Genomic DNA, 24092 nt, shown 5'->3' on the forward strand with positions numbered 1-24092 from the left:
CCGCCCCTGTGCGGTTTATGCCATCGTATAGGCCGGTAAGCTTGCGACGAAACGCGCGCCGCCGCCGTCGGAGGTTCCAACGGTCACCTCGCCTCGATGGGCTTGCGCGATCCAGCGCACGATCGCGAGTCCGAGGCCGGTGCCTCGGCCGTCCTCGCTGCGACGATAGAAGCGTTCGAACACGCGCTCCCGATCGGCTTGGGGAATGCCTTCGCCGTCGTCTTCGACCACGATCTCGCACGTACGACCGTCGTCGCGGGACGTCACGCGCACGTTTTCGCGTGCGTGACGGATCGCGTTTTCCAACAAATTGCGCGTGAGTTCGCGCAAACGCCGCTCGTCGCCGTCGACGATTGCTACGGCCGGAATGCTGTCGATGCGAATGCCGCGCTGCGCGGCCAGTGGTGCGGCATCGCGCGCGCATCGCCCGACGATCGACGCGAGGTCGACCGGCTCGCAATGCAACGCTTCTAGCCCGGGACTGCGCGCGAGGGTGAGAAGATCGCCGACGATATCGGATGCTTCAAACGCTTGTGCCGCGATGGTTGCAAAGGCTTCGCGGCGTACCGGATCCGCGTCGGCGGCGTTAGCTTGCGCGACGCTCGTGATCGTGGTGAGCGGCGAACGAAGTTCGTGCGCCACGCCGGCTGCGAAGATGCGCTCGCGTTCCCGAGCGGCAGCGATCGGAGCGATCGATGCGCGTGCCAGAACGTACGACGCAATGGCGACGATGGCTACCAGCGGTACGTCGATCGCAACGATGACGAGTGCGACGGGGCGCATCGAGGCCCACAAGCCGGCCGATGCTTCGGGCGTGCCGAGCGCCGGCTGCAATAACGATGTGTATTGGCGTAAAACGAAGGCATAGGCGCCGGCGTCGAGGGCAACGAGAATTGCGACGAACACGGCGAGGTACAGCGCGGCGGTGCGCGCGATTAACGAAGCAAGCGGTATCCTACGCCCCATACGGTGTCGATCACCCGTTCGCCGCCGGCCTTCTTGAGCTTTCTGCGTAACTGGCTCACGTAGACGTCGACGATGTTGCTCGAGCCGTCGAAGTCGTCGGCCCAGATTTTTTCGAGGATTTGAATGCGGGTCAACGCGATACCCGCATTCCGAATGAGGTATTCGAGAACGCGAAACTCGGTCCCACCGAGTTCGACCGGTACGCCGTTGTACGAAACGGCGCGGGCACCGAGATTCATGGCCAAGCGCCCGGCTTGCAGTACCGTGACTTGCGGACGGTCGCCGCGCCGGACGATCGACTGCAGTCGCGCGATCAATTCGCTTTCGACGAACGGCTTGACGAGATAATCGTCGGCGCCGCAATCGAGGCCCGCGACGCGGTCTTCCACCGCATCGCGAGCCGTCAGCATGAGAATCGGCGTCCAGACTCCCGCGGCGCGTGCCGATCGCGCGATCGAAAAGCCGTCCAACCCGGGCAATCCGACATCGACGATCGCGGCGTCGTAGCCCTCGCCGAGAAGATGTTCGAGGCCTTGGTGGCCGTCGCCGACGACGAGCGCGGCGTATTTCCGCGCCTCGAGCATCGCGCGCACGGCGCCGGCTATGGCCTCGTTATCTTCAACGACGAGGATCCGCACGATGCGCTATTAACCTTGCGGTCCGGGCTTTGCCTTGGCCTTGACGATGATTACATCTTGCATGCCTTCGCTGTAGTGAAAAGCGCACCCGATCAGGTACGTCCCCTTGTTCGAAAGCGTAATCGTCACTGTTTTACCGGGCGCGACGACGCCGCTCGCGTATCCGACTCCCAATACGCCGTTGCCCGCCGGTTGTGTGGAGAGCGACGGGTTGGGCGGGAAGTTTGCCGGCGGCTTACCGGCCTTCATCACGACGTTCAACGTGTGCGGAGTCGTTGACGAAAGATTCATGAACGTAATTTTCGTGCCCGGGGGAAACGCGAGAACTTGTGCCTTTTTCGTTTGCGTGTATCCACCGACGGTGCCCCACGTCGGATCGTTTTCGGTACCGACGCCTTCACTCGGCAGCTCTGCGCCGACCGTGTCCTTTGGGAGCTTCGCTTGCATGACCATATCCGGTCCCATCGGCATGGTCATCATGTTGTTGTTGCCGCTCTGCGCGGTGCTAGAGCCATTGCTGCCGCCGCATGCGGCAAGCGCTAAAATCGCGGCTAAAGCCGCAAGGGAGCCAAAACGCTGCGTCACGATACTAGTTCCTCTCTTCGCGAGTCGTGATTCGTGGGTGTGGCAAAACCGTAACGGCGCCGAATGAAGAAAGTATGAAACGAGCGCGTTAGCGCGTCGAGTCGCGCATCGATGCGGCGAGATTCGAGAGGGCGGGATCGCCGGCGGCCATGCGGCATGCGCGATCGAACGCTTCCCGCGCTTGCGCGCGGCGATGTTGCGAAAGCAATACAACCCCCAGCGCGAATTCGGCTCGCGCGTAGTTGGGTGCGAGCGTCAGAGCCGTCCGCAGCTCGCGTTCGGCAGCATCGTAGCGTTGCAAACGTTCTTCGGCGATTGCGAGACCGTAGTGTGCCACGGCGTAGGCCGGGTCGAGCGAGAGGAGTTTGCCGAAATCGGCGCGCGCGCCGGCTGCGTCACCGGCTTGTAACGCGACGATGCCGCGAGAGTACACCGCTCGCGCAGAATCAGGTGCTAGCGCGACATACCGATCGGCAACAGAATGAGCTTCGCGCAGATTGCCGGTCGCAAGATCGACTGCGATCAGGTTGGCCATTGCAGCCAAAAATTCGCGGTCGAGTGCGAGGGCCGAACGGAATGCCGAAGCCGCGTCGCCATTACGGTGTAGATTGGCGTATGCGATGCCCAAATCGTATTGTGCCGACGAGCCCTTCGGTTCGGGCGGATGGAGCGCGACCACGCGCGAGAACTCGGCGGCCGAGTCGCTCCATCGTCCGGCGGTTTGATCGTCGATTCCCATCCGGAATCGTTCTTCCACCTCGCGCGCGGTCGCCAGTGCCTGTAGCGCCGGCAGAGACGTGGTGCGCGGCGCCGGGGTGGCGGGCGCGTACACCTGCGCGAAGGCGGGCGCCGTTAGGGCGCATAGCGCGAGCGCGACGGCGGCCATAACTGGTCGCACGGGGTTAGGGTGCCGGCGAAGGATCGGCGGGCGGAAGCTCGGCCTGGTGCGACCCGGTCGCAGACGCGGCGCGTTCGGGTTTACATTCCCAGCCTTTGCGGCCGGCCGACGTAATTGGTCCAAGCAAGGCGGGAGCCTGCGGGTTGAGCGTTCCCTGCGCGAGCGCGTCGGCCACGGAGGCAGCCTGCGTCGCGCCGTACGCCCCGAAGGACGCGGCCACAACAAACCCCAGCGCTAGCAGCGCACGCCTAAACAATTCTCTGGACACTGCTTTCGATTATAGCCGAAGGTGTTAGGAATCCGTGAAGCAAGCCGCCCGACCCCTCATTTTTCCTTCGAATCGCCAGGGGTTAGTGGAAGGCGAGGAAGCATATTCGATGGGTCTGTGAGGGAACCATCGGTGCCGCGCGTGGCGGATTTGCGCAAAAAACCCGTAGCGAGCGTAGCTTCGAGCTGCGCGGGGCGCCGGTTTCAGCTCGGGCTCACCATCGCTTTCGTGGCGACACTGTGGCTCGCGTCTCCCGCCGTCCCGGCCTTCGCCCAGACCGCTCTGACCGTCGGATCGGTGCGCGATCAGACCGGAGCCGCCATCCCGGACGCGGAGGTCGAGGGCTACGACGCGCGCGGCGCTCAAACCCAGTCGGTTCGAACCGACGGCGCCGGGACGTTCGCGATGCCGGGCGAGGGTGTGGTGCGAGTGGCCGTTCGCTGCCGCTTCTGCCGGACCACGAGCGCGGGCCTGGTACCGGGCCAAGTCGCCGTCGTGATCGTGCGCCGCTTCCAAGCGTTGCTGACCGACGCACCATCGCCGTCGGATCTGCAAAACGTGCCATACTCGCGCGTCGAATCAGCCATCGCCTTGCGACCGTTCGCGCTGTTGCGGCAGTCGACGACGGTCACTAGCGGCTCGCAACTGAGCGCGCTCGGCTTTCAGCCAGCGCAAGCGTTGTTGGTCGATTCGGGTGTGCCGAATTACGACGTGATCGGCGGGACGAGTCCATACGATGCCATCCCAGCCAACGACGTGCGCGTTGCGAATATCGCCGCGCCGGCCGAAGCGTTTTTATACGGCGATCGCGCCGGGTCGGGCACGATTTCGGTGGAGCCGTTCGGCGACGCTAACGACTCGGTTGGATTGATTGGCGGCGCCACCTCGATACGCGTGCAAGGCGGATCGCCCCAAGCCGGCGCGGTGTTGACGGCGTCGAACGATGCGGCCGATTGGCGTCAGCGGTTCGACGCGCGGTTCCAAACACAACTAGCGGCGTCGCAAACGTTGGGAGTCGACGTCGCGACATCGCAGTATCGCGAAACGGGCGTGTCGAGCGATGCTCTAGACGGGAGCTATAGTTTCGCACATGCCGCCTATAACGACGCACAGCCGGGCTACGACGTCGGCGTCGACCTAACCACCGATCGCGGCGTGTATTCCGCCTCGGGATTGCGACCGGTATCGGACTTTGAAGCAGCATACGATGGCGTTTGGTCGGATACGGGCTTTGCTGCCGGAATCCGAACGCACGGCTCCGTCTTCTTTTTTGCGGATACCGGCGTGCGTTTATCGAGTGGTGGGTACGACACACAGGGCTTTGCATACGATGCGAGCGGGAACATCGTGCAGCGCCGGCTCGATGTGGGCTTCGAGGCCGACGAACCCGACTATACGCTGAGGGCCGGCGTCGGCCAATTCGGAATCGACTACCAGGGCGGCGGTTGGGGTTCGTCCGGCGGCCAACGCACCGCGCTAGCGACTCCGTCGTTGCAACTGCAACTGTTTCCGAATGCACGTTGGGGCGCGTCGTTCTCGGCCTCCGGATCGTTTTCGTTGCCGACGATCGTCGAACAGTACGACGGGTATCCGTACAGCTCGCTCGATTTCGATCGCGCCTCTTCGTACACCGGTACGCTCTCGTACACCGATTTGCAACGCGTGCGCATCGACGTCGAGGCTGCGTCGCAACACGTCGCCGGTTCGGTGAACGGTCTCGTGACGAGCGCCGGACTTTCGGTGACGTGGCAGTTCGCACCGGCATTGTCGTTGCGAGCTTGGACCATGCGCGTCGACGATGCTACGACCCCTGCATTGCCGGCGTCGTACACGCCGTATCCGTATCCGTATCCATCGACCTTCGGGGACGCGACGGTTAACGCGTTTTGGCTCACCTATGAAAATCCCGGCGCGATTCGCTTCGATGCGATCTATCGCCGGGATTTGCTGAACGGACAACCGTTCGAACACGTCGACGGTGACGTGTCGGGACCGATCAAGGACGGTCTGCGATGGTATGCCGGCGTTCAGGACGTCGCACGAACGACGTACCTATCCGCCGGCCTTCGCTTTAACCCCTAGTCTTCGCGGCGGCCTTGCGGACGACGACGGCGACGCATCGGCGGAGCTCCGGGCGCGTCGGCGGACGGAGATTCTTCCGAGTCGTCGGAGTCTGAGGCGTTCGAGCCGTTGCCGGCGTCGCTCGTGCTCGTGCTCGGGCTCGGGCTGCTGATGTTGCCACCGCTGGGACGCGGGGCATTGCTGTTGCGATCCTCATCGTAATCGCGCGCGGGACGCTTGGGGCGTTCTTGCGGCGGTGCGCCGTTCGAGGATCCAAGTACCGCCTTGTGCGATAGATTCACGCGTCCTTGTGAGTCGATTTCCATCACTTTGACCATCATCTTGTCGCCAAGCGAGACGACGTCTTCAACCTTTTCGACGCGTTGCGGCGCCAGTTGGCTGATGTGCACGAGGCCGTCTTTGCCCGGCAGAATCTGCACGAATGCGCCGATCGGAATGATCCGCACGACGGTGCCTTCGTACGTTTCGCCGACCTTGATCTCTTTGGTGAGATTTTCGACGATCGTGCGCGCCTTGTCGCCCGACTCGCCGTCGGCCGAGGTGATGTACACCGAACCGTCGTCCTCGATATCGATCTTGGTGACGCCCGTGTCGGCGATGATCTTGTTGATCACCTTACCGCCGGGACCGATCACATCTTTGATCTTGGCCGGATCGATCTTGACGATGATCATGCGCGGTGCGAAGTTGGAGAGTTCGCGACGCGGCTCGGCGATCGTTTCGATGAGTTTGTCGATGATGAAGAAGCGCGATTTCTTGGCGCTCGTCATCGCTTCACGCATGATGTCGATCGTGATGCCTTGGACCTTGATGTCCATCTGAATCGCCGTGATGCCTTTTTTGGTACCCGCGACTTTGAAGTCCATCTCGCCCAGTGCGTCTTCGAGGCCCTGGATATCGGTAAGGATCGCGTACTTATCGCCCTTGAGAATCAGACCCATCGCGACGCCTGCGACGTGTGCGGTGATCGGCACGCCGGCATCCATCAATGCGAGGGTCGATCCACAGACCGATGCCATCGACGACGAGCCGTTCGATTCGAGCACTTCGCTCATCACGCGCATCGTGTACGGGAACTCAGACTTGGGCGGAAGGACCGGCAGCATCGCGCGTTCGGCTAACGCGCCGTGTCCGATTTCGCGACGTCCGGGTCCGCGCATCGGGCGCGTCTCGCCGACCGAAAACGGCGGGAAGTTGTAGAAGTGCATGTAGCGCTTATCTTCCAGCGCGACGATGCCGTCGAGACGTTGGGCGTCGCTGCTCGAACCGAGCGTAGCGGCGCTAAACACCTGCGTTTGACCGCGCGTAAAAACGCCCGACCCGTGAACGCGCGGCACGTAATGCACCTTCGACCAGATCGGACGAATTTCGTCGGGCTTGCGGCCGTCGGGACGAATTTTCTCGTCCACGACCATCGTGCGCAGCTCGTCCTCTTCCATCGCCTTGATGATTTTATGGAACTCTTTGCGCGTGACCGAATCTTCGAGCAGCGCGCGAACGTTCGCATCTTTTTTGCCGCAACGCGCGATCGCTTCGTCGGCATTGAGCTCGGAGAACGCCTCTTCGCGCTTACCTTTTTCGACGATGCGCATCGCCTTGGCGACGTCTTTGGCGAACGACTTGCGTACGAATTTTTCGAGGTCGCCATCGCTCTTTGCAACGACGAACTCGCGCTTTTTCTTGCCGCATTTTTTGACAAGTTTGTCGATGGCGGCGACGATTTTGCGAATCTCATCGTGCGCGAACGCGACCGCGCCGAGGAAGTCTTCCTCGTCGATTTCGTGGGCGCTGCCTTCGACCATCATCACCGCGTCGGCCGTTCCGGCAACGACGATTTCGAGTCCGCCGGTTTCGTATTGCGGAAGCGTGGGATTGGCGATGTAGCCGCCGTTTTCGTCGCGACCCACGCGGATCGCAGCAACGGTTTTATCGAACGGAATGTCGCTCAGTGCGAGGGCGGCGCCGGCCGCGCAAACGCCGAGCACGTCGGCGTCGAGTTCGGGATCGACCGAAAGAACGGTCGCTACGACTTGTACGTCGTTGCGAAAACCTTCGGGAAACAGCGGACGGATCGGTCGATCGATTTGCCGCGAGCTAAGCACGGCGTGTTCGCTGGGGCGGCCTTCACGCTTGATGAAACCACCGGGGATTTTTCCGGCCGCGTACATCTTTTCTTCGAAGTCGCAGGTGAGCGGAAACCAGTCGATGCCTTCTCGAGGCGAGTTGGAGGCCGTAGCGGCGCAGAGCACGACGTTTTGATCGCCATAACGAACGAGAGCGGAGCCATTTGCTTGCTTCGCGAGTTCGCCGGTCTCGATGACCATCGTGCGCCCGCCGACCTCTAAGGTCACGGATTCGGGCACGTTAACTCCTAAAATGAAATCGTTTTTGTCTTTTGTGTAACCATTTTCGGTTCGGTCCGCGGAGGGGTCCGCCCTTCCGGAACTCGCCTCCCGCGAGGTCGCGCGGCGGTAGGTTCGTGAGGAAGCGTCGGGGTATATCGGGCCCCATGCCGACCCTAACCCCCGACAAACTACGCGATCTGGAGCTCAAAGCCAACGACATCCGCCAAGGCATCATCCGCTCGCTGCATGCGGCCGGATCGGGCCATTCGGCCGGTCCGTTGGACATGTCCGACGTGTTCGCGGCCCTCTACGGAACGCTGATGCGGCACGACCCGCAACGGCCGGACTGGCCCGAGCGAGACCGCCTGTTGCTATCGTGCGGCCATATCGCTCCGGTGCGCTACTCGGCGATGGCCAACTTCGGCTACTTCCCGGTCGAGGAGTTGTTGACGCTGCGCAAGTTTGGTTCGCGCCTGCAAGGACACCCCGAACGGGTGACGCTTCCGTCGCTCGAGTCCACGTCCGGGCCGTTGGGCGAAGGTCTAGCGCAGGGCACCGGCATGGCGTTGGGCGCGAAGATGGACGACAAGGATTTTCACGTGTGGGTCGTCACCTCGGATGCCGAGCACCAGTGTGGACTGCATTGGGAAGCCGTGATGACCGCGGCCAAATTTAAACTCGACAACCTCACCTGCATCATCGACCGCAATTTCATTCAAATCGACGGCAGCACCGAAGACGTGATGCCGCTCGAGCCGTTGGGCGATAAATATCGTTCGTTCAATTGGGAAGTGTTAGAGTGCGACGGTAACGATATGCAAGCGTTCGTCGAAACCGCCGAGCGCGCGCGTACCGTCAAAGGCAAGCCGCAAGTCATCGTCGCCAACACCGTTCCCGGCAAGGGCGTATCGTACATGGAAGGCGACTACACGTGGCACGGTAAGCCACCCAACACCGAACAAACGGAGATCGCACTGAAAGAACTCGCGCAAGCCCGCGAACGGATCGTGGCCCGTGGCTAATCTGGTCGATTACCGCAAAGGCGTCGCGCAAGTTCCGACGCGCAACGGATTCGGCGAAGGATTGGTCGAGTCTGGAACCCGCAACCCCAACGTGATCGGCATCTGCGCCGATCTTTCAGAATCGACTCGATTCGAAGCGTTCAAGAAAGCGCATCCCGCGCAGTACGTCGAGATCGGCGTGGCCGAACAGATGCTGGTGGCGATGGCCGGCGGCCTGGCGTCGGTCGGTAAGATTCCGTGGATCGCCAGCTACGCGATGTTTAATCCCGGCCGGTCGTGGGAGCAAGTGCGCACGATCATGGCGCTCAACGATACCAACGTAAAAATTGCGGGCGCACACGCGGGCGTTTCGGTCGGACCGGACGGCGCGACGCATCAAGCCATCGAAGATATCGCGATCATGCGCGTGATCCCGCACATGACGGTCGTCGTGCCGTGCGATTCGGTGCAAACGAAAAAAGCGACGCTCGCGCTTTCGGAGCGTTGGGGTCCGTCGTATTTGCGATTAGGTCGCGAGAAATCGCCCGTGATCACGACCGAAGAGACGCCGTTCACCGTCGGAGAGGCGCAAATCTTCCGCGAAGGCGGCGACGTCGCAATCGTCGCTTGTGGCATCCTGGTCTATAACGCGCTGATGGCGGCCGACAAACTATCGCGCGAAGACGGTATCGAGTGCCGCGTCGTCAATAACCACACGATCAAACCGATGGATGACGCTGCGATCGTCGCTGCGGCACGCGATTGCGGCGCGATCGTCACCGTCGAAGAACATCAAAAACACGCCGGCATGGGCTCGCGCGTCGCGGAAATCGTCGCGCAGAGTCATCCGGTTCCGATCGAGTTCATCGGGGTCGACGACCGGTTCGGCCAATCCGGCGATCCGCTGGAGCTGATCGAGTATTACGGAATGGGCATCGACGCAATCGTCGACGCCGTTCGGAAAGTCGCTAAGCGAAAGGCGTAGCGAAGGGCGTTTTCGGATTTGGGCCATAGCGGTTTTCGCCGGGCTGACCGTCCTCGACGAGGAAGACGAGCACCACGATCGTTCCGACGAGCGGCACTAACTGAAGTAAGCACCACCAGCCGCTGCGTCCGGTGTCGTGCAGTCGCCGAACAGCGACGGCGATTGCCGGCAGCAACGTGAACAACGCGAAGAGCTGGACAAGAATTCGGATAGTTAGGTGATTTGCGCCGCCTAACGTACCGAAAAAGGCGGCGAAAACCCCCCAACCAAATCCAAAGATCGCATTGAAGAGAACGAAATACCAGTACTCGCTGCGCCGCGCTCGGCCGGAAAAGACGGCGTATTTTTCGAGTGCGGCGAGCCAGTAATTCACGGCGGTTTCCGCGGCGTCGCTACGAGCTTACGGCGAGCGACGCCGACACGCTAAGCTTAGCGGCGTAAGCCGAGGTCGGAAATCAGCGTGCGATAACGCTCGACATCTTTATTCGAAAGATAGTTCAACAAACGGCGGCGCTGGCCGACCTGTAATAACAGGCCGCGGCGGCTGTGGTGATCTTTCTTATGGATCTTCAGATGCTCTGTGAGATGATTGATCGACGCGGTCAGAACCGCAACTTGCACTTCGGCCGAGCCGGTGTCGTTGGGGCCGCGTCCGTATTTGGTGGCCAGTTCGGCCTTGATCTCTTTGGAAAGTGGCACGGGTCATACTCCTCGGTCAGGATGGTCTCGCTCGGGTACAGGCTCGCGTCCATCCCGGCGACCGGCCTACCATAGCAAAGGACGCCGCCCCGTGCAAGCGCAATCGCACGCTTCACCATGGACAACCGTCCGCTCGTCCCCGTCATCTACGGCTCGGTCCGCACCGAGCGGCAAGGCATTAAATTTGCCCGGTTCGTGTGCAAGCAACTGGCCGATCGGAACATCGACGCCGTGCTGATCGATCCGCTCGAACGGCCCTTTCCGCTCCTGGACCGGATGTTCAAGGAGTTTCCGGCCGGCGAAGCGCCCCCGGTCATGACCGAGCTGGCGTCCCTGTTGCGACGAGCGGACGGATTCGTGGTGGTCTCCGGCGAGTACAACAACGGTATCCCGCCGGCATTAAAAAATATGATGGATCACTTCCTGGAAGAGTATTTTTGGCGGCCGGCCGGCATCGCGTGCTACTCCGGCGGACACTGGGGCGGGATACGCGCGGCCATGCAGTTGCGGATGACCCTTTCGGAAATGGGCATGGCCACGATTCCGTCGCTGCTGCCGGTCGCGCGCGTAGGCGAGTCGTTTTCCGACGACGGCACGCCGACCGACCCGGCCACCGTGGGGTTTTCCAAAGAATTCTTCGACGAGCTGGAGTGGTACATGAACGCGATGGGCACGCAGCGTCGCCAGGGAGTACCGTATTGAGCGACCGCGTCGAGGCCGCCGAAGTGGCGTTCATCCCGGTCGGGCCGTTGGCGGGCGTCACGCCGGATCGACCCGCGATCGTGCTCGTTGGCTCGTACGAGGTAGCGATTTTCATCGTTGAAGGCGAGGTCCGCGCCTACGAAAATGCGTGCCCGCATCAGGGCGGCCCGATTGCCGAAGGCGAGATCGAAGGCACGAACGTGACGTGCCCGTGGCATGCCTGGACGTTCGATCTGCGTACCGGCGGAATGGCGATCGGGGCCGATTTCGCACGCCTGCGCCGCTTCGATGCACGCGTGCGGAACGACATGGTCGAGGTCGCGTTGGAACCGGAGGCAATTTGATGGCCGAATCCACCTGGGATGGGCGCAACGGTACCGCCGGAGGTCCCGCATTCGGAACGGCGTTGGCGGTCTGTCTGGAGGGCAGCGATGTCGATCGGGATGCGCTAGCGGAGTCGATCGGCCTGGCGCCGGCTGAGTTCGACGAGGTACTTGCGGGAGTGCGGCGCGTCGGGGTGAGCGCGCTGGCACGACTGGCAGTGGCGCTACGCCTGCGGCCGATCGAGTTTATGCAACGGACCGGGTTCTTGTCGCTGGAGGTCTACGCTTTCGGTCTCGACCCGCTCTATTTTCTGCCTGAAGGGCAGCTGCGCTACGACGCCCGCATCTACATGCGGGAGATCAATCCGCGCCACCGCGTGCCCGAAGGGGACATGACCCGGCGCAACCCTACGTTGCAGGCACTGGCCGACGATCCGATTTTGGATGCTGTCGGAAAAGCGGAAGTGGAGCTGACGTACCTCTTGCGCGCGGCGGTCGAGCAGACCGGTGGGACCCTCTAGCCGGTCCCGCGAACGGAGGCGGCGATGCAAGGCGTAGACGGAAAACGGATCGCGGCCCTAATCGCGGATGGTTTTGAAGAGATCGATTTGTTGGAGCCGCGCCGCGCGCTCGAGGATGCCGGGGCCGTCGTGACCATCGTCGGACTGGACGAACGCGCTCGTCAACGGATCCGCGGAAAACGCGGTCTGGACGAGGGTCAGAATTCACGTGCGGAAGAGTTGATCCCGGATTGCACCGCCGAAGATTTCGACGCGTTGCTCATTCCGGGAGGCACTTCGCCCGATTTGGTTCGCACCGATCGCGACGTGCAGCGGTTATGCCGCGAGTTCGACGCCGCTAAAAAGCCGGTGTTTTCGGTCGGCCACGGCGCGCAAGTATTGATCTCGGCGCAAATCGTTCGCGGACGCCAGTTGACTGGTGCTCGCGCGATTGCCGACGACATTCGGAACGCGGGCGGACTCTATCGCGACCAACCGACGGTGAGCGATTCGAATTGGGTCTCGACGCGGGGCGGCGAAGATATGCCGCAATTTAACCGAGCGATGCTCGAGAAACTCGCGACCGCCGCACCGCCGCAACCCGTTTAACAAACGCTGCCGGTCGTTTCAGACCGGATCGTAGCGCGCCAGCGCTTCGCCGTACTGCCGCAACGCTAAGAACGTAGCGACCGCCGCAAACCCGGCGGCGATCCACGGTTGTCGTGCCCATACGATCGTGACGACGACGATCGCGCTCGCGGCGGCGGCCATAACAAGATAGAGCCGGCGAGGCGCGCCCGCACGCAGTGTGGCGCACAACGCTGTGAGCGTCGTCGGGATTGCTGCCGCAAGCGTTCCGGCGAACACGAACGGAATTTCCCGCCAACCCGCCAGCGACGCCGTCGCGCAATAGGCCGCCGCCGCAATGACGGCGATGGCGCACGAAACCAGCGCTTTCGCGCGGGCGAGCTCGCGTCCGAAGAGCGGCGCGCACTGTTCGCACAGATCTAAATCCGGAAAACGTCCCGGCCCTTGCTGCAGTGCCGCGACGATGCCGGCCAGCGAGCAGAAAAATGCGGGAGCGGCCAAGCCTCGCGGTTGCACCGCACCCACCAGACCGGCGGCGACCAATCCGTACACCAGCGTGTGACGCTGCGAGAACATGCGGGCTTCGACGACCGCGGCGAAGGCTCGGCGCGTCATGCGCGCAACGCCTCCGCGGCGGTAAACGCTTCGGCGGATGCGGGATCGAGATGCGTCGTAAACGTGGCGCGCGATCCGACGGCGGCAACGATCTGTCCGGCGTACGCCGGCTGCGGCCGCTCCAACACCACCAGCGTCGCCGGCGTAATGAGCGCGCCCGCGAGCGGGAATGCGAAGGCTTCGTGCACGCCTTCTAGGCGTTCGAGCACGAGCTTTGCGTGCGCGGTGGCGCGAATGCGGTCGACGTTCCATAACGCGGCTCGGTAAGCGATGTAGCGTTCGAAATCCATCTCCGGCAACGGCATCGCGGCGTGCGGAACGAAGACGGCGATTCGCTTGCAGTGCGCCGGCTGTACGCGCGGGTCGAACTCGCCGATGGAAACGTTTCCAGCGGCCGCCTTCACGATGCCCGCGGCAATCCGCGCCGTCACGGCGGCCGCGTGCGGCGAGGTGCAAACCACGGTCACGTGCTCTCCGGCCCGTACGTCGACGTCGAGCGGGCCGACCAGGTCGTCGCCGGCGCCGAACGACGCGCCGCGCATTCGCAGTACGAAGCTCAAGGCAGTACGATTCGCGTCGCATGGCCAAACTCAGTTGCGTGCTATCGAATGCCGAAGTCGCTGCCAAGCTGTTAGAGACCCGCACGCTGATGGAAATGGCGGGCGAGTCATTCTACAAATATACGGCCTACGAAAAGGCGGCGACGTCGGTAGAGAACGCTCCGCCGCTTGCCGACTTGGTCGCCGCCGGCGAGCACTTGAAACTCCCCGGGATCGGTAAGTCGATCGGCGTTGCGGTCGAACAGCTGGTACGTTCCGGCACGTCGGAACATCTCGACGAACTGCACAAGCGATTTCCTCCCTCGATCCTCGAAGTGCTATCGGTCAGCGGCATCGGGGTGAAGACTGCGGCCATGCTGTACGAAGAGTACGGGATCGCGTCGCTGGCGACGTTGGAAGCGGCGATCGCCGCCAACGTGTTGGCCGACGTACCGCGCTTAGGTTCTAAGACGATCGACAACTGGAAGCGCGGCATCCTTGCGGTGCAGGGCCGCCGAAATCGCACGCCGTTAGCAACCGCCCTGACGATTGCCTACGAAGCGATCGCCTATCTGCGCGAAGGTCCGCCGCTCGATCGGCTAACGTACGCGGGCAGTTTGCGCCGTCAAGAAGTAACGGTGGGCGACATCGACATCGTTTGCACCACCGCACAAGCCGCCGAAACGATCGCGCACTTCACCGCCTGGAACCGCGCGGAAGCCGTGCTCGGCGAAGGCCCGACCAAGGCCAGCATTTGGCTGCCGGGCGGACTGCAAATCGACCTGCGCGTGCTGCCGAATCATTTGTACGGTAATTTGCTACAGCATTTTACCGGGTCGCGCGACCACAACGTAAAGCTGCGAGAATATGCCGTGAGGCGCGGCCTGCGCGTCAGCGAAAACGGCATTCTTAATCTTGAAACCGGCGATGCGATCGTTTGTTCGGAGGAAGCCGAAGTATACGCCGCGCTCGGCATGCAATACGTGCCGCCCGAGCTTCGAACCGGCGGCGACGAGGTCGAGCTAGCGCGTAAATATGCATTACCAGCTCTGGTCGAAACGAGCGACGTCCGCGGCGACTTCCACATGCACAGCACGTGGAGTGACGGCGACGATTCGCTCGAGGAAATGATCGAAGCGGCGGCGGCGCGCGGCTACGAGTATCACTCGATTAGCGATCATTCGCACGGCCAAGGCGGGCGTAAGCGCGGTCTTTCGATCGACGATGTCCGGCGCCAACGCGTCGAAGTAGAGATGTTCGGCGCACGCCATAAGATTCGCACCCTGTGTTCCAGTGAAGTCGATATCTTACCCGACGGTTCGATGGACTACTCCGATGAGGTATTAGCGCAGCTCGACATCGTCGTCGGCTCGGTGCATTCTGCGGTGCGACAGTCGCGCGACGAGATGACGGCACGTTTGATTCGCGCCTGCGAGAACCCGTACGTCAATATCATCGGCCATCCCACCGGGCGCCGGCTGGACGGCTATCACGGCTACGAGTTCGACTACGACGCGGTGTTTGCGGCCGCCGCGCGAACCGGAACGGCGATGGAAATCGATGGACAAGCCATGCGCCTCGATCTGCCGTCGCCGTTAGCGCGTCTTGCGAAGTCGTTTGGCGTAACGTTCACGACCGACAGTGACGCTCATCGCACGCGGGACCTCGTCAATATCGAACTGGCGGTGGGACAAGCGCGTCGGGCCGGCATCGAAAAAAAAGACGTGCTCAATACCGCGCCGTTGGAAGCGGTGCTCGAATTCGTACGCAGCAAACGGGAGCGTGGAACGTGATCGTCACAAGAACCGTAACGCAATCCGACGGTGCCGTCGCCGGAGCGCGCCTGGCCGGCGAGCGCGGGCCTGCGTTGATCTTCGTGCACGGCGTCGGCTCAACCGGCGCGATCTGGGATTATCAGCTCGACGCGTTCGGCGGCGACTACCGTTGTGCGTCGATGGAGTTGCGCGGTAACGGCGCGCTCGAGAATCCGCCTCCCGAGCTCATCACCCGAGAGGGATTCGCTTCCGACGTGCTGGCCGTTGCGGATGCAAACGGCTTCGAAACGTTCCATTTGATCGGATGCAGCCTCGGCGGCGTCGTCGCATTCGAACTGTGGCAACGCGCGCCGCAACGATTCCGATCTATGGTGATCGTCGGATCGTTTGCAAAGTATCCCGATGGGCAGACGTATGCTGACAATATCAAGGCTGCGGTTCGCGCCGCCGGCGATATGCGCACGTTTGCCGAAGCGCGTGCCGCGCAACTCGGCCTTCCGCCACAACGATTGCGCGAGACGATCGACCAGATGGGGTCGAAATCGGTGCCGTCGTATCTGGCTTCGACGCAGGCGACGTGGACCGGCGATTATCGCTCGATGCTAGGATCGATCGAGGTGCCCGTGCTGGTGACGCGGGGAGAACGCGACGGAATCGCGCCGCAACCGTTATCGGACGAAATTGCCGACGGCATTCCGGGCTCGCGGCGCGACGTCGTTTCCGATGCGGGTCACGTTGCCAATGCAGATAATCCCGAGCGCTTCAACGCGATGCTCGGGGAGTTTATGTCGGCGACGGCATAAGGCGCTCGGCGGCACGCCGGGCTCGAGCGTCAGGACTTGGGCCGGAACGGTTCGGCCCCCGGGCGCTCCCGCCCGCGAAGGAAGCGTGGCACTCCGAACCCAACAGCGCTTTCCCGGTTCGCAGAAAGGAACACCGCATGGATCTCTCCTCGACCATCGTGTACGCCGGCGGCACGTTCAAACGGTACGACGAAGCCAAGGTTGGCCTCATGACGCACGGTCTGCAGTACGGCACCGGTTGCTTCGAGGGCATTCGCGGCTATTGGCTCGACGATGAAGACGACATGCTGCTGATCCTCTTGCGCGATCACTTCGATCGCCTCGCGACATCGGCTAAAATTTTGACGATGGTGCTGCCCAAGTCGACCGACGAGTTGATCGACATCACGCTCGAGTTGTGTGAGCGCAATAATTTCAAAACCAACGTGTACTTGCGACCCTTCGTGTACAAAGCAGCCGAAGATGTCGGCGTGCGATTACACGGTGTCGAGGACGCCTTCGCGATCGTTCCGCTACCGTTTACGAGCTACATCGATACCGAGCACGGCTTGAGCGCGTGCGTGAGTTCGTGGCGCCGAGCCGACGATACGATGGCACCGCCGCGCGCGAAAATCACGGGTTTGTACGTAAACTCCGCGCTGGCCAAGAGCGAGGCCATCGGTAACGGCTACGACGAAGCAATCCTGCTATCGCACGACGGCCACGTTTCCGAAGGCTCGGCCGAAAATATTTTTCTCGTGCGGCACGGCAAACTGTACACGCCGGATCCGTCGCAGAACGTGTTGGAGGGCTGCACTCGCCGCGCGATTATGACCATCGCGCACGATGTGTTCGGACTCGACGTGATCGAGCGATCGATCGATCGCGGCGAACTGTACAGCGCCGACGAGGCGTTTTTCACCGGCACGGCTGCGGGAATCGCGCATATTGCGTCGATCGACCGCCGCCTCGTCGGCGACGGCTCGCGCGGTACGATTACCGAGAAACTACGGGCGTTCTATCAGCGCGTCGTCACGGGCCGCGAAGCACGCTACGAGGCTTGGTTAACGCGTCTCTATGCCGGGCGCCGTCAACGAGTGGGAGCGGTTTCGGCTCCCCAGTAGTTCAAGTCGGGCGACGCATCATCGGCCGGTGCCGACGCGTCGAACGGCTCGAACGTGAGCCCGCTACTGCGGCGCCACGTCGCGAGCCGGCGTTCGTCGGCATAGGCGAGTCGTGAGATCGTGTGTATGAACCGGCGTCCGGCATCTTGCGAACGTAACGACGTCGTCATGACGGCGATGACGTAGGGCGCGTCGCCTGCGTACACAATGCCTGCATCGTTGAGCGTATCGAAGAACGAGCCGGTCTTGTGTGCGATCTGAACGTCGTCCGGAAGCGGTTCGGGGATCAGCGTGTTAAACTGATCTTGTTCGAGAATCGAAATCATTTCGTTCGACGACCATTGGTCGACGAGTTGGCGGCGCGCCATCAGCTCGAGCAGCCGAACCAAATCGGCCGGCGACGTGCGCAAGGTTTGGCGGATTCCCCAATCCGTTGTACGGATGTCTTGGGTGAGCCGGGTGCGATGCAGACCAAGATCGACCATACCGCTGTTGATCGACCGGCGCCCCACGAGGCGGATCAGCATGTTCGTCGCGGTGTTATCGCTGACGTCGATCATTTTGTCGACGAGCACCGAGATCGGATACGTCGTGCCGACCGGTGCGTCGCACAAATCGCCGGAACCATAGTCTTTATCGGAGGCGGTCAACTTGACGCGACGCTGCAAATCGAATTTACCGGCTTGCAGTTGCGAAAAAACTTCGACCATCACGGGGATTTTGATCGTCGAAGCGGCCGGCATGCTGGCGCTCGAATTCAATCCCATATGATAACCCGTACTGAGATCGAAGACTTCGATCGCGGTTGGAGCCGCGAGACCGGCTGCGAGCTTACGCACGTCGTGCGTCAATTGTGCGAGCGGCGCCGGTAAGGATGCATCGGCGCGAGCGAAGCCGACGAGAAAGGCGACACCGGCGAGCGCAAGCACGCTCGAGATACGACGAAACATCATTCGAGCATTCAGAGAACGGCGCGCTGCAATCCTGCCGCACGCCAATACAACCGGGGCCTTGCCGTCCGGCTCGCGAAGTCGGAACGATGAACGCTCCCGACTTGCGTCTCGAACCTCCGCGGCGGTGGAATGTCGAAATCGATGGAGTGCGCTGGCTCGCGCGCTTGGCCGACAAAGCGCGCGCCGCACACGACGGAACGCTGGGTACGTATTTATACGGACACAGCCCGATGGACAAGTCGTTTCTCGGCGTGCTGCGCTTGACGCACGATGATTTCGCGCGATTGGCAGTGCAAAACGACGACGTGGAACTCGCTGCGTCGCTCGAGGCCTACGATCCGGGCCTGCAACGAGCGCGAGCGTGGAGCGACGTGCTGCCGAAGCGATACGGCTGGTTTCTGGCCGTGCTGGATGTCGACGACGGTTACCGCGCTTCTCCGTTGTACGGAGCGGTATCGGCCGGCGCCGACGCGATCTCGGGACTTGTCAAACGCATCCTGCCGTCGAAATACCGGGGTAAACGCGGCACGTAATGCAGCGCGACCCGTGGACCCGGTACACCGAAAAGCGCGTCACGTACGCGCTCAAGGTGTTGATGACGATCGTCCTGGCGATCTATCTCTGTCAAACCGCCTTCGGATTGATCGAGCGTATCCGCGGCGTGATGTATGTCTTAATCGGAACCATGTTCTTTTCGTACTTGATCTATCCGGCGGTGCACTGGCTACGGCGCCGGATGCCGACCGCGTTAGCCATCGTGATCGTGTACGCGGCGATCCTGATGGGGCTGACCGGCGTGGGTTGGTTCATCGTTCCGCACATCACCGGCGACGTTATGACGTTCATGCGTCAATATCCGCAACTGGCCGATCGTGTGACCCGCTTGGTGTACGACCCCAACGATCCGGTGACGTCACGCCTTCCGGATTGGATGCGCGCCGAAATTTCGCGCGTCCCGACCGAGCTCGCAGCCTGGGTGCAAGTGCGCGGATTCGAGAGCGCCAGCCGCGTGGTGGTGGTCGTCGCCGGCGGGTTCGCGGCGGTCACGACGTTCGTCATTATTCCGCTCGTCACCGCGTATCTGTTGATGGATCTCGAGCATCTGCAACGCGGGCTGCAATCGATCGTTCCGCCGCGCCGCTGGCGCGGACTGGTCGACCTGTTACGCGAGATCGACGGCGTGGTCGGCGGATTTATTCGCGGCCAACTGCTCGTCGCGCTGTCGGTCGGCGTGTTGATCACGATCGCGCTCTGGTTGTTGCGCGTACCGTACCCGTTTTTCTTTGGGTTGATCGCCGCGCTCGGCGACTTGGTTCCCTACGTCGGCGCGCTATTGGCGTTCTTGCCGGCATTCGGCACCGCCTGGCTGAGCAACGGCATCGTGAACGCGCTGTTCGTGTTGGGAGCTTTCGTCGTAATCTTCGAGGCCGAGGGGCATTTCTTAGCGCCCAACATCGTCAGCCGTACGGTTAGCTTGAGCCCGTTCGTCGTCTTGCTGGCCTTGTTGGTCGGCGGCGAACTCGGCGGGATCATCGGCCTGCTGCTGGCAATTCCAGTGGCCGGCATCCTACGCGCGCTTGCACTGCGGGTGCTCCGGCCGCACGACTCGAAGGCGGCCGGACCGTGACCGAGACAGCAACCGTTCCCGCCCGCGTCGACATCGTCGGCGTTCCGATGGACCTCGGCGCCAGCCGGCGCGGCGTCGATATGGGTCCCTCGGCGATCCGTTATGCCAAGCTGCACGAAAAACTCACCCGGCTCGGAATCGAAACGATCGTCGACCATGGCAACCTGATGGTCCCGATTCGCGAATCGGCCGACGCTGAAGAAGCCAGCTCGAAATATTTGAGCGTCATCCGGCGTGTGTGTTCCGATTTAGCCGACGTCGTCGAAGGCGCGGTGCGGGAAGGCGGTATGCCGATCGTACTAGGCGGCGACCATTCGATCGCGATGGGAACGCTCGACGGTCTCGCTCGGGCACGCGAAAAGGCGGCCGGCGTTGTATGGATCGACGCGCACGCGGACATCAACAGTCCGCAGAGTTCGCACAGCGGCAACGTTCACGGGATGCCGTTGTGGTTTGCGTTGAAAAACGGTTTGGCCGAAGCGTCGCGTTGCGTGCAAATCGGATTGCGCGACGTCGATCCCGGCGAAAAGCAGTTACTGCGCGAGTTTGGCGTGCGTGCGTTTTCGATGAGCGACGTCGACCGGATGGGCATGGTGCGCATCATGGAAGAAGCGATATCCATTACCGGCGACGGGCCGGACTCGATTCACGTTTCTTTCGATATGGACGGAATCGATCCGAGCGAAGCGCCCGGTACGGGCACGCCGGTGAAGGGTGGTTTAAGTTTCCGTGAAGCGCATCTCATCATGGAGATGCTGCACGAGAGCGGTTCGCTCGGTTCGATCGAGATGGTCGAGATCAATCCGATTCTAGATCAGCGCAATCAAACGGCCGTCTTAGCCGTCGATTTGATTTGCTCCGGACTCGGAAAATCGATTCTGTAAGCAGCCCGGGCTAGAGCCGGATCGTCGCGGTGCCTTCGCACGCGATGCCACCGCCGCAGACCGCCGGATCCCAGTTCGCGTCCGCCAGTAGCGACTGAATCCGCGATTTCATCGCGTCGTCGACCTGCGGATTGAAGCCGACGTTCTTGACCTTTCCGTCCTCATCGACGGTGACGGTCAGCGTAAGATGCACGCCCAGCGCCGCCAGCTGCTTGCGAATGACGGGGTCCAGAACCGGCTCGGGTTGGTCCGCTCCAAACGGCATTAGGCCACCGGTATCGCGACCGACGGTGCCGGACACTGCCCGAGGAACCGGCGACGCGGTTGCTTGCGGGGCCGCGGCGACCTGCGAGTGCCCGGTGCCGAGGCGCGTAAACGCAGCGACACGCGGCGCGGAGGCCGGCTGGCCGTGCGTGAAGTTGACATGAACGGTGTGGCGCGATGTGGCCCGAGACGGCGCGGTCTCGGCAGCGAGCGAAACGTTCGGCTTGACCTGCAGATGCGGCGCTTGTGCCAGCGGTATCGGGTGCGGGGTCGGTTGAATTTGGATCCGGGCGATGCGCGCGAACGTGATCGTCGGCACGGCGTCTCCCGCGGCCGTCGTCCATATCAGGGCCGGAATGAGCAATGCGACCAGGACGTGGAGTGCCACCGACCCGGCGAAGGCTCCGCGCATCCGGAGGTTCGAAGCAAGCGCCCCTATCATCGCACACCTCATCTTCGAGGAGGGCTGCAACCTACCCCGTCGCGGGTCTGATTGCAACGGCCATGACCGATACCAACATCGTCCTGTACCAAGCCGAGTGGTGCCCGTATTGTGGGCACGTCCGGCGCGAGCTGACCGACCTATTGCTCGACTATAAAGTGGTCAACGTGCCCGAAGATCACGCCGCCCGTACGAACCTCAAAGCGCTATTCGGAACGACCGGCATTCCGTCGATGACCGACGGCGACGTGAAGATCGCCGACGACGACGACGCGATCATCGAGTATCTGCGAAAGACGTACGGCAAAAAGAAGTAGCGGGCAGTCGATCTACGGGTCCGGCAGTTCGGCGCCCCACGCATCCCAATTGGGCGTGCGGGCGCGTGCGAACAATTCGATACGCGGTCGACCGCCGCACAGGCGTTCGATCGCTTCGCGGAACACGGCCGGTTTTTCGCTATGCGCGCCACGGGGTGCCAGCACGACTTGCGCTTGCGCCAAATCGAGTAGCGGAAACGGACGCCCGGTCGGCATCGTGGTTGCGGCGAGTAACAGTTCGGTGGTCGGCTTGGTGAAGGTCGGCGGCACGCCTTGTCCGTTGATGATGCGTCCGCTCTTCCCCACCTTCACCCACACGTACGCGACGCCGCGATAATGCAGTTTCCACTCACGCAATAAATCGATCGCATAATTCAAGCGCGGACAGGTGGCCCATAAAAACAGCGCCGCGCGTTTGTTGAGTAAACGGCGTACGTCGATCTGGGCTAGCTCGTCGAGCGTCATCAACGGGTAATGTTTTGCGGCGGCCGCATCTTTTATCGGACTGCCGTAGTAGTGCCAGGGCGGGTCGACGTAGGCGATGTCATAGCGATTGGCCGGTAGCGGCGGCAGTGTTACATGCGGGCGCGCCGTACTTCGCTGCGCCAAGCGTTTGCGATGTGCGACGTTCTTCGGCGAAAGCTCGCGTTCCACGTTAGCGAGTCGCCCACGCGACGAACAACGCGGCAACCACCGCGCCCGTCAACGTCGCGGCGAGATTGACCGCGTCGTTATCCATCCACTCCAAACCGCGACGCAGTTGGGTGGGCGTTCCGCACGCGTGCGGATTGGTTTCGCAGGCTCGCTCGCAACGCGGGCACCAGCGCAGCGCTTGCAGCGCCGCCCCAATCGCCGAATCGGCTAACGACCCGGCGACGCCCGCGACGACGACCGGCGCGAACGCCGCGACGCCCGTAAGCGCGGCGGTAGAAGCTACCGCGACGGCGCCCGCGATCGAGGCGAGCGTACCGGCGACGGTGACGCCGCCGGAAAGTCCGGCCACGACCGGTCGAAAGGTCAGAATCGAACGCGGCCGCTCGGGCGACAGCACGCCGATCTCGGTCGCCCACGTGTCGGCCGCCGCCGCCGCGAACGCCCCTGCGAAGGCCGCTGCGAACGCGCCGTTGCCGCGGGTCGCGGCCAATGCACAGACGGCCGCCACGCCGCCATTCGCGAGCACCTGTCGCGCATCGCGCGGTCCGTGCTTGCCGGTGTCGGTCATCGCGCGTTTGCGAGCCTTGCCGGTACGCGACAGAAGCGCCGACGGAATGAAGAACGCGAACAGCACGGCGGCTGCCGGCCACCCGCCTGCGCCGAACGTCGCGGCTCCTACAAAACCAGCGGCGATCGCTCCACCAGTGGTCAACGCTCGTGCGCGCCACGCAATAGCCGCAACCATCGCGGCCAGCGCCACGCCCCACAACGCACTCACCTTTCGGTTGCAAAATGCGAGGCGAGCGCTTCGATCAATCCGAGACCGGTATAGGGTGCCGCGACGACGTCGACGGTCAGACCGGCCGCGCGGGCGGCTTCTGCGACGATCGGACCGATACACGCGATCACTTTGCCCGACGCGAGGGCGAGCGCGGATTCCTCACCGCCGGCCGCCGCGACGAATCCGCGCACGGCGCTGCCGCTGGCAAACGTAATTGCGTCGGCGCTTTGCGCGTCGCCGCTAAAGTTCGGAGTTTCCGTTAGCGAGGTGCGATACGCAGCGACGTCCAGCGGGTCGAAACCGTTCGCACGTAGCGCGTCGGGCAGAACGTCGCGTGCTTCTTGCGCGCGAACGATCAATATGCGCGCTCCGGGCTTGGCTCGTGCGGCGATCGACGCGGCTAAGGCTTCGTTGACGTGTTCGCCGGGGACGATGACGTCGGGCACGCCGTAGCGTTCGAGATGTTGTGCGGTCTGCGTTCCGATGGCGGCGACGCGAAGACCTTGAAGAGCGCGCGCGACGTGCCGTGGCGCATCGAAGGTCGTCGAGAATGCATCGACGCCGTTGACCGATGTGAAAACGCACCAATCGAAGTCGCGCAAATGCGCGAGCGCATTGCGGAACGGCGCGGGATCATCGGGCGGCTCGATGCTAACGACCGGCGCGATCAATACGATCGCACCGCGCGCCTTCAACTCGGCGACGAATTCGGGTGAGCGGTCTCGCGGCCGCGTCACTAGGACGCGCTTGCCTGC

At 62.6% G+C, this 24092-nt stretch carries 29 protein-coding genes; 14 read left to right on the top strand and 15 right to left on the bottom strand.

Annotation, left to right across the window (positions count from 1 at the left end):
• Positions 1-15: 15 nt before the first annotated feature.
• The 5 genes from VGF98_12360 to VGF98_12380 form a co-directional block, all read right to left on the bottom strand.
• Complete coding sequence (locus tag VGF98_12360; GenBank protein ID HEY1682426.1) at positions 16-966, bottom strand: HAMP domain-containing sensor histidine kinase; 951 nt, start codon at positions 964-966, stop codon at positions 16-18.
• Positions 936-1604 carry a response regulator transcription factor gene (locus tag VGF98_12365; GenBank protein HEY1682427.1) on the bottom strand — a complete coding sequence of 223 codons (669 nt, stop codon included), beginning with the start codon at positions 1602-1604 and terminating at the stop codon, positions 936-938. Before VGF98_12365 ends, VGF98_12360 begins: the two co-directional genes overlap by 31 nt.
• A 9-nt stretch (positions 1605-1613) precedes the next feature.
• Positions 1614-2189 carry a plastocyanin/azurin family copper-binding protein gene (locus tag VGF98_12370; GenBank protein HEY1682428.1) on the bottom strand — a complete coding sequence of 192 codons (576 nt, stop codon included), beginning with the start codon at positions 2187-2189 and terminating at the stop codon, positions 1614-1616.
• A gap of 88 nt (positions 2190-2277) precedes the next feature.
• On the bottom strand, positions 2278-3075 hold the full coding sequence (locus tag VGF98_12375) for a tetratricopeptide repeat protein (GenBank protein ID HEY1682429.1): 798 nt from the start codon (positions 3073-3075) through the stop codon (positions 2278-2280).
• A gap of 16 nt (positions 3076-3091) precedes the next feature.
• Positions 3092-3355, bottom strand: a complete 264-nt coding sequence (locus VGF98_12380) for a hypothetical protein (protein ID HEY1682430.1) — start codon at positions 3353-3355, stop codon at positions 3092-3094.
• Positions 3356-3472: 117 nt separating this feature from the next.
• On the opposite strand from VGF98_12380, the gene VGF98_12385 reads away from it, so the two are divergent.
• Complete coding sequence (locus VGF98_12385; protein HEY1682431.1) at positions 3473-5437, top strand: carboxypeptidase-like regulatory domain-containing protein; 1965 nt, start codon at positions 3473-3475, stop codon at positions 5435-5437.
• On the opposite strand, the gene pnp is transcribed toward VGF98_12385, so the two are convergent.
• Positions 5434-7800: a polyribonucleotide nucleotidyltransferase gene (gene pnp, locus VGF98_12390; protein ID HEY1682432.1), complete on the bottom strand. Its 2367-nt coding sequence runs from the start codon at positions 7798-7800 to the stop codon at positions 5434-5436. The two genes, VGF98_12385 and pnp, sit on opposite strands and share 4 nt — an antisense overlap.
• Positions 7801-7946: 146 nt before the next feature.
• Between pnp and VGF98_12395 the strand changes: the two genes are divergently transcribed.
• Complete coding sequence (locus VGF98_12395) at positions 7947-8804, top strand: transketolase (protein HEY1682433.1); 858 nt, start codon at positions 7947-7949, stop codon at positions 8802-8804.
• A complete protein-coding gene (locus VGF98_12400) occupies positions 8797-9768 on the top strand; it encodes a transketolase C-terminal domain-containing protein (protein ID HEY1682434.1) in 972 nt (323 codons plus the stop codon). Before VGF98_12395 ends, VGF98_12400 begins: the two co-directional genes overlap by 8 nt.
• On the opposite strand, the gene VGF98_12405 is transcribed toward VGF98_12400, so the two are convergent.
• Complete coding sequence (locus VGF98_12405) at positions 9752-10141, bottom strand: DUF805 domain-containing protein (GenBank protein ID HEY1682435.1); 390 nt, start codon at positions 10139-10141, stop codon at positions 9752-9754. The genes VGF98_12400 and VGF98_12405 overlap by 17 nt on opposite strands.
• 56 nt (positions 10142-10197) lie before the next feature.
• Positions 10198-10467 (bottom strand): 30S ribosomal protein S15, encoded by a 270-nt coding sequence (gene rpsO, locus VGF98_12410; GenBank protein HEY1682436.1) that lies wholly within the window; start codon positions 10465-10467, stop codon positions 10198-10200.
• 117 nt (positions 10468-10584) lie between these two features.
• On the opposite strand from rpsO, the gene VGF98_12415 reads away from it, so the two are divergent.
• From VGF98_12415 to VGF98_12430, 4 genes are read left to right on the top strand one after another with little or no spacing between them, the layout of a single operon-like run.
• Complete coding sequence (locus VGF98_12415) at positions 10585-11169, top strand: NADPH-dependent FMN reductase (GenBank protein ID HEY1682437.1); 585 nt, start codon at positions 10585-10587, stop codon at positions 11167-11169.
• Complete coding sequence (locus VGF98_12420) at positions 11166-11513, top strand: Rieske (2Fe-2S) protein (GenBank protein ID HEY1682438.1); 348 nt, start codon at positions 11166-11168, stop codon at positions 11511-11513. The genes VGF98_12415 and VGF98_12420 overlap by 4 nt, the downstream gene beginning before the upstream one ends.
• Positions 11513-12013, top strand: coding sequence for a hypothetical protein (locus tag VGF98_12425; protein HEY1682439.1), 501 nt, complete (start codon positions 11513-11515; stop codon positions 12011-12013). The genes VGF98_12420 and VGF98_12425 overlap by 1 nt, the downstream gene beginning before the upstream one ends.
• Before the next feature lie 24 nt (positions 12014-12037).
• Positions 12038-12601: a type 1 glutamine amidotransferase domain-containing protein gene (locus tag VGF98_12430; GenBank protein HEY1682440.1), complete on the top strand. Its 564-nt coding sequence runs from the start codon at positions 12038-12040 to the stop codon at positions 12599-12601.
• Positions 12602-12619: 18 nt separating this feature from the next.
• Here the strand turns inward: VGF98_12430 and VGF98_12435 are convergent, their stop codons facing one another.
• Positions 12620-13195 (bottom strand): hypothetical protein, encoded by a 576-nt coding sequence (locus tag VGF98_12435; protein ID HEY1682441.1) that lies wholly within the window; start codon positions 13193-13195, stop codon positions 12620-12622.
• Positions 13192-13755 carry a hypothetical protein gene (locus VGF98_12440; protein ID HEY1682442.1) on the bottom strand — a complete coding sequence of 188 codons (564 nt, stop codon included), beginning with the start codon at positions 13753-13755 and terminating at the stop codon, positions 13192-13194. Before VGF98_12440 ends, VGF98_12435 begins: the two co-directional genes overlap by 4 nt.
• Positions 13756-13775: 20 nt before the next feature.
• Here VGF98_12440 and polX point away from each other — a divergent pair, with 20 nt between their 5' ends.
• From polX to VGF98_12455, 3 genes are all read left to right on the top strand, one after another.
• Positions 13776-15527, top strand: coding sequence for a DNA polymerase/3'-5' exonuclease PolX (gene polX, locus VGF98_12445; GenBank protein HEY1682443.1), 1752 nt, complete (start codon positions 13776-13778; stop codon positions 15525-15527).
• On the top strand, positions 15524-16312 hold the full coding sequence (locus VGF98_12450) for an alpha/beta fold hydrolase (GenBank protein ID HEY1682444.1): 789 nt from the start codon (positions 15524-15526) through the stop codon (positions 16310-16312). The genes polX and VGF98_12450 overlap by 4 nt, the downstream gene beginning before the upstream one ends.
• Before the next feature lie 137 nt (positions 16313-16449).
• Entirely contained in the window at positions 16450-17415 is a 966-nt protein-coding gene (locus VGF98_12455) for a branched-chain amino acid transaminase (protein ID HEY1682445.1), read from the top strand.
• On the opposite strand, the gene VGF98_12460 is transcribed toward VGF98_12455, so the two are convergent.
• A complete protein-coding gene (locus VGF98_12460) occupies positions 17382-18368 on the bottom strand; it encodes a serine hydrolase (protein ID HEY1682446.1) in 987 nt (328 codons plus the stop codon). The two genes, VGF98_12455 and VGF98_12460, sit on opposite strands and share 34 nt — an antisense overlap.
• Before the next feature lie 86 nt (positions 18369-18454).
• On the opposite strand from VGF98_12460, the gene VGF98_12465 reads away from it, so the two are divergent.
• The 3 genes from VGF98_12465 to rocF are packed head-to-tail and all read left to right on the top strand — an operon-like array spanning position 18455 to position 20879.
• On the top strand, positions 18455-18901 hold the full coding sequence (locus VGF98_12465; protein ID HEY1682447.1) for a DUF5069 domain-containing protein: 447 nt from the start codon (positions 18455-18457) through the stop codon (positions 18899-18901).
• Positions 18901-19995 carry an AI-2E family transporter gene (locus VGF98_12470; GenBank protein HEY1682448.1) on the top strand — a complete coding sequence of 365 codons (1095 nt, stop codon included), beginning with the start codon at positions 18901-18903 and terminating at the stop codon, positions 19993-19995. Before VGF98_12465 ends, VGF98_12470 begins: the two co-directional genes overlap by 1 nt.
• Positions 19992-20879 (top strand): arginase, encoded by an 888-nt coding sequence (rocF, locus tag VGF98_12475; protein ID HEY1682449.1) that lies wholly within the window; start codon positions 19992-19994, stop codon positions 20877-20879. The genes VGF98_12470 and rocF overlap by 4 nt, the downstream gene beginning before the upstream one ends.
• Positions 20880-20889: 10 nt before the next feature.
• Here rocF and VGF98_12480 read toward each other — a convergent pair whose 3' ends face one another.
• Positions 20890-21555 (bottom strand): hypothetical protein, encoded by a 666-nt coding sequence (locus tag VGF98_12480; GenBank protein ID HEY1682450.1) that lies wholly within the window; start codon positions 21553-21555, stop codon positions 20890-20892.
• Between the two features lie 92 nt (positions 21556-21647).
• Between VGF98_12480 and VGF98_12485 the strand changes: the two genes are divergently transcribed.
• Complete coding sequence (locus VGF98_12485; GenBank protein ID HEY1682451.1) at positions 21648-21902, top strand: glutaredoxin domain-containing protein; 255 nt, start codon at positions 21648-21650, stop codon at positions 21900-21902.
• A gap of 12 nt (positions 21903-21914) precedes the next feature.
• Here the strand turns inward: VGF98_12485 and VGF98_12490 are convergent, their stop codons facing one another.
• Genes VGF98_12490 through VGF98_12500 form a run of 3 tightly spaced genes read right to left on the bottom strand, consistent with a single transcriptional unit; the run spans position 21915 to position 24074 of the window.
• Positions 21915-22556 (bottom strand): MT-A70 family methyltransferase, encoded by a 642-nt coding sequence (locus tag VGF98_12490; GenBank protein ID HEY1682452.1) that lies wholly within the window; start codon positions 22554-22556, stop codon positions 21915-21917.
• A gap of 1 nt (position 22557) precedes the next feature.
• Complete coding sequence (locus tag VGF98_12495) at positions 22558-23334, bottom strand: DUF92 domain-containing protein (GenBank protein ID HEY1682453.1); 777 nt, start codon at positions 23332-23334, stop codon at positions 22558-22560.
• Positions 23331-24074 carry a uroporphyrinogen-III synthase gene (locus tag VGF98_12500; GenBank protein HEY1682454.1) on the bottom strand — a complete coding sequence of 248 codons (744 nt, stop codon included), beginning with the start codon at positions 24072-24074 and terminating at the stop codon, positions 23331-23333. The genes VGF98_12495 and VGF98_12500 overlap by 4 nt, the downstream gene beginning before the upstream one ends.
• Positions 24075-24092: the final 18 nt, after the last annotated feature.

Origin of the sequence: Candidatus Tumulicola sp., assembly GCA_036490475.1 — a bacterium.
Lineage (GTDB): Bacteria > Vulcanimicrobiota > Vulcanimicrobiia > Vulcanimicrobiales > Vulcanimicrobiaceae > Tumulicola.